The organism is Tistlia sp. (assembly GCF_040905785.1).
In the GTDB taxonomy this organism is placed as follows: Bacteria; Pseudomonadota; Alphaproteobacteria; order Kiloniellales; family DSM-21159; genus Tistlia.
In genome coordinates this window covers 39445-51671 of record NZ_JBBDQW010000038.1, presented here as the reverse complement: position 1 = coordinate 51671, position 12227 = coordinate 39445, and the positions used below count along the sequence as shown (strand labels likewise).

The 12227-nt window shown below is 71.7% G+C and carries 11 protein-coding genes; all 11 read left to right on the top strand.

The features are described from left to right. Nucleotides 1-119: 119 nt before the first annotated feature. Complete coding sequence (locus tag WD341_RS09520; RefSeq protein WP_368425212.1) at nucleotides 120-950, top strand: shikimate dehydrogenase; 831 nt, start codon at nucleotides 120-122, stop codon at nucleotides 948-950. A gap of 84 nt (nucleotides 951-1034) precedes the next feature. Continuing rightward, nucleotides 1035-2273 (top strand): branched-chain amino acid ABC transporter substrate-binding protein, encoded by a 1239-nt coding sequence (locus WD341_RS09515; protein ID WP_368425211.1) that lies wholly within the window; start codon nucleotides 1035-1037, stop codon nucleotides 2271-2273. A gap of 163 nt (nucleotides 2274-2436) precedes the next feature. After that, on the top strand, nucleotides 2437-3378 hold the full coding sequence (locus WD341_RS09510) for a branched-chain amino acid ABC transporter permease (RefSeq protein ID WP_368425210.1): 942 nt from the start codon (nucleotides 2437-2439) through the stop codon (nucleotides 3376-3378). A gap of 10 nt (nucleotides 3379-3388) precedes the next feature. Further along, nucleotides 3389-4684 carry a branched-chain amino acid ABC transporter permease gene (locus WD341_RS09505; protein ID WP_368425209.1) on the top strand — a complete coding sequence of 432 codons (1296 nt, stop codon included), beginning with the start codon at nucleotides 3389-3391 and terminating at the stop codon, nucleotides 4682-4684. Continuing rightward, on the top strand, nucleotides 4681-5436 hold the full coding sequence (locus WD341_RS09500; RefSeq protein WP_368425208.1) for an ABC transporter ATP-binding protein: 756 nt from the start codon (nucleotides 4681-4683) through the stop codon (nucleotides 5434-5436). Before WD341_RS09505 ends, WD341_RS09500 begins: the two co-directional genes overlap by 4 nt. After that, nucleotides 5436-6143 (top strand): ABC transporter ATP-binding protein, encoded by a 708-nt coding sequence (locus tag WD341_RS09495; RefSeq protein WP_368425207.1) that lies wholly within the window; start codon nucleotides 5436-5438, stop codon nucleotides 6141-6143. Before WD341_RS09500 ends, WD341_RS09495 begins: the two co-directional genes overlap by 1 nt. After that, nucleotides 6140-6943 (top strand): SDR family NAD(P)-dependent oxidoreductase, encoded by an 804-nt coding sequence (locus WD341_RS09490; RefSeq protein WP_368425206.1) that lies wholly within the window; start codon nucleotides 6140-6142, stop codon nucleotides 6941-6943. The genes WD341_RS09495 and WD341_RS09490 overlap by 4 nt, the downstream gene beginning before the upstream one ends. 22 nt (nucleotides 6944-6965) lie before the next feature. Beyond that, nucleotides 6966-9152: a thiamine pyrophosphate-dependent enzyme gene (locus WD341_RS09485; RefSeq protein WP_368425205.1), complete on the top strand. Its 2187-nt coding sequence runs from the start codon at nucleotides 6966-6968 to the stop codon at nucleotides 9150-9152. A gap of 50 nt (nucleotides 9153-9202) precedes the next feature. Then, nucleotides 9203-9664: a VOC family protein gene (locus tag WD341_RS09480; RefSeq protein ID WP_368425204.1), complete on the top strand. Its 462-nt coding sequence runs from the start codon at nucleotides 9203-9205 to the stop codon at nucleotides 9662-9664. Nucleotides 9665-10138: 474 nt separating this feature from the next. Continuing rightward, nucleotides 10139-10879, top strand: a complete 741-nt coding sequence (gene recO, locus WD341_RS09475; RefSeq protein WP_368425203.1) for a DNA repair protein RecO — start codon at nucleotides 10139-10141, stop codon at nucleotides 10877-10879. A gap of 45 nt (nucleotides 10880-10924) precedes the next feature. Then, the gene (locus tag WD341_RS09470) at nucleotides 10925-12190 is read left to right on the top strand and encodes an NAD(P)/FAD-dependent oxidoreductase (protein WP_368425202.1); all 1266 of its coding nucleotides are present in this window, start codon (nucleotides 10925-10927) and stop codon (nucleotides 12188-12190) included. Nucleotides 12191-12227 lie beyond the last annotated feature (37 nt).

The window sequence follows — 12227 nt, the reverse complement described above, 5'->3', positions numbered from 1 at the left end:
CCACTTTCGGGGTCATCCTAGGCGGAAGAACTTGTCAGGCAACCTGATAATTTGGCAACATCCGCTCGACACTATGAGCCGGCGCGCAAGCCGGCCGTCAGGGGAGGAGCGCGGCGCCGATGATCACCGGCCGGACGCTGGTCTACGGAATCCTTGCCGATCCGATCGCCCAGGTGCGTACTCCGGCGGTCATGAACCGCCTGTTCGCCGAGCAGGGGATCGACGCCGTGGTGGTGCCCTTCCACCTGGCGGCAACGGACCTTGGCGCCGCCTGGCCGGCCTTCTCCCGGCTGCGCAGCCTCGGCGGCCTGATCGTGACGGTCCCCCACAAGGCGGCGGTAACGGCGCTCTGCGACGAGGTCGGGACGGCGGCCCGCCTCGTCGGCGCCGCCAATGCGGTCCGGCGGGAAGCCGACGGCCGCCTGCGCTGCGAGATGTTCGACGGCCGGGGCTTCGTCGGCGGCCTGGCAGCCCAGGGCATCGGGCCGGCGGGCAAGCGCGTGCTGCTGCTCGGTGCCGGCGGTGCCGCGGCCGCCATCGCCTTCGCCCTGGCCGAGGCGGGCTGCGCCCGCGTGACGATCGCCAACCGCACCGCCGCGAAGGCCGAAGACCTGGCGGCGCGCGTCCGCCATGCCTTTCCCGACTGCGATGCCGGCGTCGGTCCGGCGGAGCCGGACGGTCACGAGCTGGTCGTCAACGGCACCTCGCTCGGCCTGCGGCCCGAGGACCCGTTGCCGCTCGACGCCGAGCTGCTGCGGCCGGGCATGACCGTCGCCGAAGTCGTTATGGTCCCGGAGCGCACGGCGCTCCTCGATGCGGCCGAGCGGCGCGGCTGCCGGGTTCATCTCGGCCATCACATGCTCGACGCCCAGGTCCGGCTGCTCGCCGACTTCCTCGTTCCTGCCTCGACCGCCGATCCGGCGGGGGCTGCCCGGACTCGCCAGCCATGACCGGGCGGACACGACCCGGGACCCCCCTCCAGGGGGTGTTCCGGCAGCGCAAGCAAACGAACAAGCCACTAGGGAGGACATCCAATGGCAAGCCGACATTTCGCATTCACCCTCGGCCTGGTCACGGCAGCCGGCCTGGCCACCGGCGCCGCGCAGGCGGAGCCGCTCAGGATCGGCATCATCGAATCGCTGTCCGGCTCCCAGACCTCGACGGGCCGGCTGTTCGCCGCGGCGGCCCAGTACGTCGTCGACGACATCAACCAGAACGGCGGCTTCAACGGCGAGCCGATCGAGGTGATCGAATACGACAACGCCGGCGGCTCGACCGGCGCGGCCGACAAGTTCAAGCAGGCGGTGGCCGACGGCGTCCACGTCGTCCTGCAGGGCGCCTCCTCCGCCATCGCCGGCCAGGTCACGGAGGACGTGCGCAAGCACAACCTCCGCAATCCCGGCGAGGAAGTGCTGTTCCTCAACCTGGGCGCCGAGGCGCTCGAGCTGACCGGCGACAAGTGCCACTTCTACCACTTCCGCTTCACGACGACGGCGCCGATGCGCGTCAACGCCCTGGTCGAGGCGATGAAGGAGGCGGGCGAGCTCGGCACGCGCGTCTACTCGATCAACCAGAACTACTCCTGGGGCCGCGACATGGAGGACGCCATCAAGGCGGCCGCCGACAGCGGTGGCTACGAGGTCGTCGAGACGGTTCTGCACGAGGTCAACAAGGTCCAGGACTTCTCGCCCTTCGTCGCCAAGATCAAGGACGCCAACCCCGACACGGTGATCACCGGCAACTGGTCGAACGACCTGCTGCTGCTGATGAAGGCCGCCGGTGACGCGGGGCTGAAGGTGCGCTTCGCCACGACCTTCCTGGACCAGGTCGGCAACATCGCCAACGCCGGCGACACCGCGGTCGGCCACTACCTGGCCCACCCCTACAACATGGCGGCCGACGACACGGACTTCCCGAGCGACTACCAGGCCAAGACCGGCCACCTGCCGGTCTACATCGAGCCGCAGACGGTGCACGCCATCCGCATGCTGCGCGAGGCCCTGGAAGAGGTCGACTTCGGCGGCGGCGAGATCGACGTCAGCCGGATCGCCCTGGCGCTGGAGGACGCCTCGATCGAGACCCCGGTGGGGCCGATCACCGTGCGCAGCGAGGACCACCAGGCGGTGCTGCCGGTCGTCGTCTCCAAGGTCGTCGACGACCCCAAGCACCCGGCCGACGACACCGACCTCGGCTTCGCCGTCGTAAAGGTCAACCCGGGGGCGGACGTCATCTACCCGGTCCAGGACTCCTGCGAGATGGTCCGCCCGTCCTGACGCGTCGGCGGGGCCTGCGTCCCGCCTCCCGAGCGACGCCCCTCGCCCGCCTCGCGGCGCGGGCGAGGGGCGACTCGCCAGTTTCTTGACCCCAGTCCTTTCGATCAGCGCTCCCTGAGACGGACCCTCCACGGTCCCGGACAGCAAAGAGGCCTCCGCCGGCATGGAATTCCTGGTCATCTCGACGCTGAACGGCGTGATCTACGGCCTGCTGCTCTTCATGGTGTCGTCGGGCCTGACCCTGATCTTCGGCATGATGGGGGTGCTGAACTTCGCCCATGCCAGCTTCTACATGCTGGGCGCCTACATCGCCTATACGATCACCGGCCTGGTCGACTTCTGGGTCGGCCTTCTGTTGGCGCCGATCCTGGTCGGGCTGCTCGGCGTGCTGGTCGAGCGCTACCTGCTGCGCCGGGTCCACGCCTTCGGGCACGCCCACGAGCTGCTGCTGACCTTCGGCCTCGCCTTCATCTTCGAGGAACTGGTCAAGCTGTTCTACGGCGACTTCCCGGTGAACTACGCCATGCCGGACTACCTGCGCTTCCCGGCCTTCACGATCTTCGGCACCGACTATCCCTTCTACCGGCTGTTCATCGGCCTGGTCGCGATCGCCATGTTCGTCGCGCTCTACCTGCTGCTGTCGCGCACGCGGGTCGGCCTGGTAGTCCGGGCCGCCGAGCGCCGGCCGGTGATGGCCGAGGCGCTCGGCCACAACGTGCCCCTGGTCTTCATGGGCGTCTTCGGCACCGGCGCCGCCTTCGCCGGCCTGGGCGGCGCGGTGGCCGGGGCCTTCTTCCCGACCAACCCGAACATGGCGCTGGAGCTCGGTGTCATCGTCTTCGTCGTGGTCGTGGTCGGCGGCCTGGGCTCGCTGTCGGGCTCGCTGCTCGCCTCCCTGCTGATCGGCCTGTTCAGCTCCTTCGCCGTCGGGCTCGACTGGTCGCTGGCCGGCGCCGTGGCGATGGTCGGCCTCGGCGACTGGGCGCGCGAGCTCGGCGGCCTCTTCACCCTCACCGTGTCCTCGATCTCCGGCACGGTGCCCTTCCTGCTCATGCTCATCGTGCTGCTGGTCCGCCCGGCCGGCCTGATGGGCGAGCGCAGCTGAGGAGAGGGACATGCTCGCCCGCATCCTCGCCATCGCCCTGCTGCTCCTCGTCCTGGTGGCGGTGCCGCCCTTCATCGGCATCGGCTGGCAGAACGCCATGGTGAACATGCTGATCGCCTCGCTCTTCGCGGTCGCCTTCAACCTGCTGATCGGCCAGGCCGGCCTGCTGTCCTTCGGCCACGCCGCCTTCTTCGGCGTCGGCGCCTTCGCGACCCTGCACCTTATGCTGGCGGTCGAGGAGGGCGCGCTGCCGCTGCCGACACCGCTGCTGCCGCTCGCCGGAGCCGCGGCGGGCTGCCTGGTCGGCGCGGTCGCCGGCTACTTCGCGACGATACGCTCGGGCGTCTACTTCGCTCTGGTCACCCTGGCCATCGCCGAGCTGCTGCACTCGCTGGCGCCGCACTGGGAGGGGCTGTTCGGCGGCGAGGCGGGGCTGTCCTCGATGCGCCTGCCCTGGGCCGGCCTGGCTTTCGGCACGTCGCTCGAGGTCTACTACCTGGCGCTCGCCTGGACGTCGCTGTCGATCGGACTGCTCTGGGCCTACACGCGCACGCCCTTCGGGCGTCTGACCCTGGCGCTGAGGGACAACGAGCAGCGCGTGCGCTTCATGGGCTACAACACCCACGCCACCAAGGTCATCATCTTCGCGATCTCGGCGATGTTCTCCGGCGTCGCCGGCGCGCTGCTCGCCCTCTCGAACGAGACCGCCAACTATTCGCTCTTCGCGACCCACGTTTCGGCGCAGGTCGTGCTGCACACCTTCGTCGGCGGTGCCACGGTGTTCTTCGGTCCGATCATCGGCGCCAGCATCTTCACCCTCTTCGCCTTCTTCGTCTCGGACGCCACCCGCTCCTGGCTGCTCTACCAGGGACTGATCTTCGTGCTGGTGATGCTCTACGCCCCGCACGGCATCGGCGGCCTGCTCGCCCTGCATCTGCGGCATTGGTCGCGCCTGCGTTTGCGCGAGCTGCTACCGGGTTACCTGCTGGCGGCCGCCTCGGGCCTCGGCCTGGCCGGCGCCGTGATCTTCCTGGTCGAGATCTCCGCCGTGCTGTTCTCCCCGGGCTACCAGGCCCAGCGCCGGCAGCTCGAAACGGGCTATCCGCCGATCCAGCTGTTCGGTCTCGAATGGGTGCCGCTCTCTCCGCTCACCTGGGTGGTGCCGCTCGTGCTGGCCGCGGTCGGCGCGCTCCTGCTGCCCCCAGCGCGCCGCCGCCTGCGCCTCGCCTGGGACCGGATCCTGGAGCGCGCCGAGGCCGAGCGCAGCAGCGGGAGTCTCGAGCCGGCGGAGGAGGTCGGCCGATGAGCGAAAGCCCCGTCCTCGAGCTGGTCGAGCTCGGCAAGTCCTTCGGCTCGCTGCCGGTGATCGGCGGCGTGAACCTCGCGATCGCGGAGGGCGAGCGGCACGCGGTGATCGGGCCGAACGGCGCCGGCAAGTCGACGCTGTTCAACCTGATCTCCGGCCTGTTCCCGGCGAGCGAGGGCGAGATTCGGCTGCGCGGCCGGCGCATCTCGGGCCTGGCGCCGCACGAGATCAACCGCCGCGGCCTGTCGCGCTCCTTCCAGATCACCAACATCTTCCACCGCCTCTCGGTCTTCGAGAACCTGCGCATCGGGGTCATGGCGCGCCACGGCCTGCGCTTCAGCCTGTTCCGCCCGGTCGAGCGCCTGGGGGCGGTGAACCGCGAGGCGCGCGAGATCCTCGAGCGCATCCGGCTGGCCGACGAGGCCGAGCGCGCCGCCGGCGACCTGACCTATTCGGAGCAGCGCGCGCTCGAGATCGGCATGACGCTGGCGACCGGCGCCGACGTCATCCTGCTCGACGAGCCGACCGCCGGCATGTCGCGCGAGGAGAGCGACCGTGCGGTCGAGCTGATCCGCGAGGTCACCGAGGGCAAGACCCTGCTGGTCGTCGAGCACGACATGAGCGTCGTCTTCAGTCTCTGCGACCGCGTCTCGGTGCTGGTCTACGGCAACATCCTGGCCTGCGGCACGCCGGACGAGATCCGCCGCAACCGCGAGGTCCAGGAAGCCTACCTGGGCGAGGAGCTGGCCTGATGCTGCTCGAGGTCGCCGGGCTGCACGCCCACTACGGCAAGAGCCACATCCTGCACGGCGTCGACCTGGCGGTGCCGGAGGGCGGGATCGTCAGCCTGCTCGGGCGCAACGGCTCGGGTCGTTCGACCACCCTCAAGACCATGATGGGCATCGTTCCGGCGAGCGCGGGCCGGGTGTGCCTGGCCGAGCGCGAGCTGACCGGGCTGCGGCCCTACAGCATCGCCCGCCAGGGCCTCGGCTACGTACCGGAGGAGCGGCTGGTCTTCCCGAACCTCAGCGTCGAGGAGAACCTGCTGATGGGCGTCCAGCCGGGCCAGGGCGGCTCGGAGCGCTGGACCCTGGAGGACATGTTCCGCTATTTCCCGCGCCTCGAGGAGCGGCGCGCCATGAAGGCCGGCACGCTGTCCGGCGGCGAGCAGCAGATGCTGACGATCTGCCGCTCGCTGCTCGGCAACCCGCGCGTGCTGCTGATCGACGAGCCGACCGAGGGTCTGGCGCCGAAGATCGTCGAGGTCGTCATGGAGGTGATCCTCGACATCCAGCGCCGCGGCGTCGCCGTCGTGCTGGTCGAGCAGAAGCTGACGATCGCGCTCAAGGTGGCGCAGCGCGTCTTCGTCATGGGCCACGGCGAGATCGTCTTCCGGGGCACGCCCGAGGAGCTGCGCGAGCGCCCGGAGATCCGTCGCGACTGGCTGGAGGTTTCATGAGCGCCCTTTCCCCGCAGCAGCCGCCGCGGGCGCACTATCCCGATCTCGCCGCGCGGGGGGTGCTGGTCACGGGCGGCGCCGCCGGGCTGGGGCTGGGCATCGCCGAGGCCTTCGCCCAGCAGGGCGCCCGCATCGCGCTGTTCGACCTCGACGGCGAGACGCTCGAGGCGGCGCGGGAGAGGCTGGGCGGCCAGGGCGCCGAGGTCCTGGCGCTCGAGGGATCGGTCACCGAGCCCGAGGCGGTCGAGCGGGCCTTCGCAGCAGCCGACGGTGCCTTCGGCGGCCTGGATGTCCTGGTCAACAACGCCGGCATCTCCGCCAACAAGCCGACCCTGGAGCTGAGCCTGGCGGAGTGGCGGCAGGCGATGGACGTCAACGTGACCGGCGTCTTCCTCTGCTGCCAGGCGGCGGCGCGGCGCATGCTGCCGGCCGGGCAGGGGGTGATCCTCAACCTGGCCTCGATGTACGGCCTCGTCGCGGCGCCGGAACGCCTGGCCTACTGCGCGAGCAAGAGCGCGGTCGTCATGATGACCAAGGCGCTGGCCATCGAATGGGCCGGGCAGGGCCTGCGCGTCAACGCGCTGGCGCCCGGCTACGTCAGGACGGCCCTGGTCGAGCGGCTGCTCGAGTCCGAGCGGCTGGACGAGCGCCGGCTGCGCGAGCGGACGCCGATGGGCCGCCTGGGCCAGGTCGAGGAGATCGCCGACCTCGCGCTCTACCTGGCCTCCGACAGCGCGCGCTACGTGACCGGCCAGGTCGTCGGGATCGACGGCGGCTGGTCGGCCTACGGCTACATCTGAAGGAAGGAGCGGCAGCCCCGCCATGCCCCGGACCAAGCGCCTTGCCAGCACCGCACCCTGGGTCGAGCTCAGCAGCAGCCGCAGCGACTGGCAGAAGGTCGAGCCGCGCCTGCTCGGCACGCTCTTGACCAACCTGCACCTGATCCGCGCCTTCGAGGAAAAGGTGCTGGAGCTCACCGGGGAGGGGCTGGTGCACGGGCCGGCGCATTCCAGCATCGGCCAGGAAGGCGGCGCGGCCGGCTCCATCGTCGGGCTGCGCTCGAGCGACCAGGTCAACGGCTCGCACCGCGGGCACCACCAGTTCCTGGCCAAGGCGCTGGGCCACGTGACACCGGGCGGCCAGGACCCCCTCGCCGAGCTCGGCGAGGGCGTCGAGCCGCTGCTGCAGCGGACCCTGGCGGAGATCATGGGCCTCTCGCCCGGCTTCTGCAAAGGCCGCGGCGGCTCGATGCACCTGCGCTGGGAGGAGGCCGGGGTGCTCGGCACCAACGCCATCGTCGGCGGCGGCGTGCCCATGGCCGCCGGCGCCGCCTGGGCGCACAAGCGCGCCGGTCGGGGCGACGTCGTGGTCAGCTACTTCGGCGACGGCGCGGTCAACATCGGCTCTGTGCTGGAGACCATGAACCTGGCCGGCGCATGGTCCCTGCCGCTCTGCTTCTTCATCGAGAACAACCTCTACGCGGTCGCGACCACGGTCGCCGAATCGACCGCCGAGCCGCGGCTCTCGGCGCGCGGCCAGGCCTTCAACATTCCGGCCTGGCGGGTCGACGGCATGGATCCCCTGGCCGTCAAGCTGGCCATGGACCAGGCGCTCGCGCACATGCGCGCCGGCCGCGGCCCGACGATCGTCGAGGCGGAGGTCTACCGCTACTTCCACCAGAGCGGACCGGTCGCCGGCAGCGCCTTCGGCTACCGTTCCAAGGAGGAGGAGGCGGCCTGGCGCGCGCGAGATCCGCTCGAGCGCGTCGCCGGCGAGATGATCGGGCGCGGCCTGCTCGACCGCGCGGCCGTCGATGCCCTGAGGTCGCGTGCGCTCGAGGCCATGGCCCGCGCCGCCGAGGCCCTGACCGAGCCGGCCGGCAACCGCCGGCGCGTGCGCGAGGCGCTCTGGCCGAAGCCGGCCTTCCGCGACCACGGCATCCGCGGCGACCTCTCGGAGCTGGACGGCCGGCGGTTCGAGGAGTTGCCGACCTTCGCGGGCCGGATCGAGGAGCGCAAGTTCGTCGACACCATCGCCGACGTGCTGCATCGCCGGATGGCGACCGACGAGACGGTCGTCATCCTGGGCGAGGACATCCACCGCCTGAAGGGCGGCACCAACGGCGCGACGCGCGGCCTCGCCCAGGACTTCCCGGACCGGGTGCTCGGCACGCCGATCAGCGAGAACGCCTTCATGGGGCTGGGCGGCGGCGTCGCCATGGACGGCCGCTACAAGCCGATCATCGAGTTCATGTACCCGGACTTCATGTGGGTCGCGGCCGACCAGGTGTTCAATCAGGTCGGCAAGGCGCGCCATATGTTCGGCGGCGACATCGACATGCCCCTGGTGCTGCGCACCAAGGTTGCCATGGGCACCGGCTACGGCTCGCAGCATTCGATGGATCCGGCCGGCGTCTTCGCGACCAGCGTCGGCTGGCGCATCCTGGCGCCCTCGACGCCCTTCGACTACGTCGGCCTGATGAACAGCGCGCTCGCCTGCCGCGACCCGGTGCTCGTCCTGGAGCACGTCGACCTCTACAACAGCAGCGGCCCGGCGCCGGCCGAGGACCTGGACTACTGCATCCCGATCGGGAAGGCCGCGGTGGTGCGCCGGGGCGGCGAGCTCACGATCCTCACCTACCTCTCGATGACCCGCGTCGTGCAGGAGGTCGTCGAGCGGCTCGGCCTCGACGCCGAGATCGTCGACCTGCGCTCGCTCGACCGCGCCAGCCTGGACTGGGAGACGATCGGCGCCAGCGTGCGCAAGACCAACAACGTGCTGATCGTCGAGCAGGGCGCGCTCGGGACGTCCTACGGCACGCTGCTCGGCGACGAGCTGCAGCGGCGCCTGTTCGACTGGCTCGACCAGCCGGTCAAGCGGGTGCATGGCGGCGAGGCGGCGCCCAGCGTGTCCAAGGTGCTGGAGCGGGCGACCCTCGCCGGCGCCGAGGAGATCGAGGCGGCGCTGCGCCAGGTGATGGCCGACAAGGGCCGGCCGCGCGCCGCCTGAAGGGCGCGTGGCGACCAGGAGCGAAGAAGGAAGGGATCGAGGCGATGAAGATGGTGGCACCCCTGGAGGTCGGAATCTGCTGCCGCGACCTCGACCGGCTGGCCGAGTTCTATACCCGCTTCCTGGGCTGCGAGCGGGTCACCGACCTCGAGGTGCCGGCCGAGAAGGCGCGGCCCTCCGCGCTCAGCGACGGCGCCTACCGGGTGCTGCGCCTGCAGACGCCCTGGGGCGAGCGCCTCAAGCTGCTGCAGCCTGCCGCACCGCCCGAGGCGGCGGCGCGCACTCCCTGGGTGCTCGGCGGCCAGGGCATCGTCTATCTCACCTTCATCGTCGAGGACCTGCGCGCGACGATTGCGCGCCTCTCCGAGGCGGGCGCCGACTTCCTGACCGGCGACGCCCCCGTGGAGGTCCGCCCGCAGACCTTCCTCGCCTTCCTGCGCGACCCGGAGGGCAACGTCCTGGAGTTCGTCGAGTACGGCTCCCTCTCCGACTACCGCAGCGACCTCGCCTGATCGGCGGCGTCGCCGCGCCACGGCGGCTTCCGTCCTCCCTCCGTCATCCCCGCGAAGGCGGGGATCCATAGTGAGTCGGACCTCTGCTCAAGCCGGCAACGCCGTCACAGGCGGCCAGTCCCCATGGATCCCCGCCTTCGCGGGGATGACGAGAAAGGGCGGTCCACCGGCACAGAACGTCGGCGCTCCCTCGCTTGCATGGTTCGACAGGCTCACCATGAAGCGACCGAGGGCTATCGCGGGCTTCAGGTTGCGCTTCAGGGTGAAGGGCTCACCATGAAGCGACCGGAGGGGCTATCGAGGGCTTCAGGTTGCGCTTCATGGTGAAGGGCACACCAGGAAGCGACCGGAGGGGCTATTGCGGGCTTCAGGTTGCGCTTCATGGTGAGCTTGTCGAACCACGAAGCGCAAGTTGCCCCAAGCTGCGGCGGATCAGCGTTCCTTCCCGCCCGCGGACAGGCTAGCGTCGGGGCCATGCTGACCTGGACCGACAGCGCCTTCGTCCTGGCCGCGCGGCCGCACGGGGAGACCTCGGCGGTCGTGCAGCTGCTGACCCTGGCGCATGGGCGCCACGCCGGCCTGGTGCGGGGCGGGCAGGGGCGGCGGCAGCGGCCGGTGCTGCAGGCCGGCAACCGCGTCTCGGCGAGCTGGAGCGCGCGTCTCGCCGACCACCTGGGCAACCTGACCCTGGAGCTGGAGGCGGCCAATGCCGCGGCCTGGCTCGACGACCCGCTGCGGCTTTCGGCCCTGGCCTCCGCCGCCGCCATCTCCGAGCTGGTCCTGCCCGAGCGTGAGCCCCATCCGGCCTGCTTCGAGGCCTTCCAGGCCCTGGTCGGCGCGCTCGAGACCGAGCACTGGGCCGAGGTCTACGTGCAGTGGGAGCTGCTGCTGCTGCGCGAGCTCGGCTTCGGGCTCGACCTGACCCGCTGCGCCGCGACCGGCAGCAACGACCAGCTCGCCTACGTCAGCCCGAGCAGCGGCCGGGCCGTCTCGCTGGCCGCCGCCGAGCCCTACCGCGACCGCCTGCTGGCGCTGCCCGGCTTCCTCGCCGGGCGCGGCGGCGGCGGGCCGGACGAGGTCGCCCAGGGCCTGTCCCTGACCGGCTACTTTCTGGAGCGCCACCTCTTCCATCCGCGCGAGCGCAGCCTGCCGGCGGCGCGCCAGCGCCTGACCCAGCGCTTCCCGGCGGCGCCGGGCCCGCCGGCCGCCTCTTGACCGCCCCCCTTGACCGGCCGACCCGGCGGCGCGACAAGCCGCCCCATGACTTCAGCCTCACCGAATCCGGTCCGGCCGCGCCAGGTCGTCGTGATCGGCGCCGGCATCGTCGGCGTCTGCAGCGCGCTCTGGCTCCAGCGCGACGGCCACCGCGTCACCCTGCTCGACCGCCAGGGGCCGGGCGAGGGCGCCTCCTTCGGCAACGCCGGCGTCTTCGCGGTCGAATCGGTGCTGCCGGTCGCCCTGCCGGGGACCCTCGCGCGGGTGCCCGGCATGCTCGCCGATCCGCTCGGGCCGCTGGCGCTGCGCTGGGGCTACCTGCCGCGCCTCGCGCCCTGGCTGCTGCGCTTCGTCGCCGCGAGCCGGCCGCGCCGCGTCGAGGAGATCGCGCAGGCGATGGCGGCCCTGCTGGAGGGCTGCCTGGACGACTACCTGCCGCTGCTCGCCGATGCTGGCCTGGCCGAGACCGTGGTGCGGCGCGGCTGGATCGGCGCCTACCTGGACCCGGCGAAGCTCGCCGCCGGGCGGCGCGCCGTCGAGCTGCAGCGGGCCCACGGCGTCACCGTCGAGGAGCTCGGCGCCGAGGCGCTGCGCCAGATGGAGCCGGCGCTGACCCGCGAGCTGGCCGGCGGCTTCTACTATCCCGAGGTCGCCCACAGCCTCGACTCCTACGGCACCGTCGTCGGCCTGGCCCGGCGCTTCGCCGAGACCGGCGGGACGATCCGCCGGGAGGAGGTGCGCCGCCTGCAGGTCGAGGAGGGGCGCGTCGTCGCCGTCGAAACCGACCGCGGCCGCGAGCCCTGCGAGGCCGTGGTCGTCGCCGCCGGTGCCTGGTCCCGGCGGCTGGCCGCCGGGGTCGGCGCCAGCGTGCCGCTCGACACCGAGCGCGGCTATCACCTGACCATCGCCGAGCCCGGCGTGCAGCTCAGCCGGCCGGTCTACTCCAGCGACTTCGGCATGGCCTGCACGCCGATGTCGGCCGGCCTGCGCCTGGCCGGCACGGTCGAGCTCGGCGGCCTCGAGGCGCCGCCGGACTGGCGCCGCGCCGAGGTGCTGGCGACGCGCGGCAGCCGGCTGTTCCCGGGCCTGCGCAGCGAGGGCGCCAGCCGCTGGATGGGGTTCCGCCCCTCGCTGCCCGATTCCATGCCGGTGCTGGGCGCCGCGCCGCGGGTGCCGAACGCCATCCTCGCCTTCGGCCACGGCCACCTCGGCCTGACGCTCGGCGCGCGCACCGGCCGCCTGGTCGCCGAGCTGGTCGGGCAGCGGCCCCCCTCGCTCGACCTTTCGCCCTACCGCCCCGACCGTTTCTGAAGGGGCCCGCGACCGCCGGGCACGGCTGCCTTTCCGC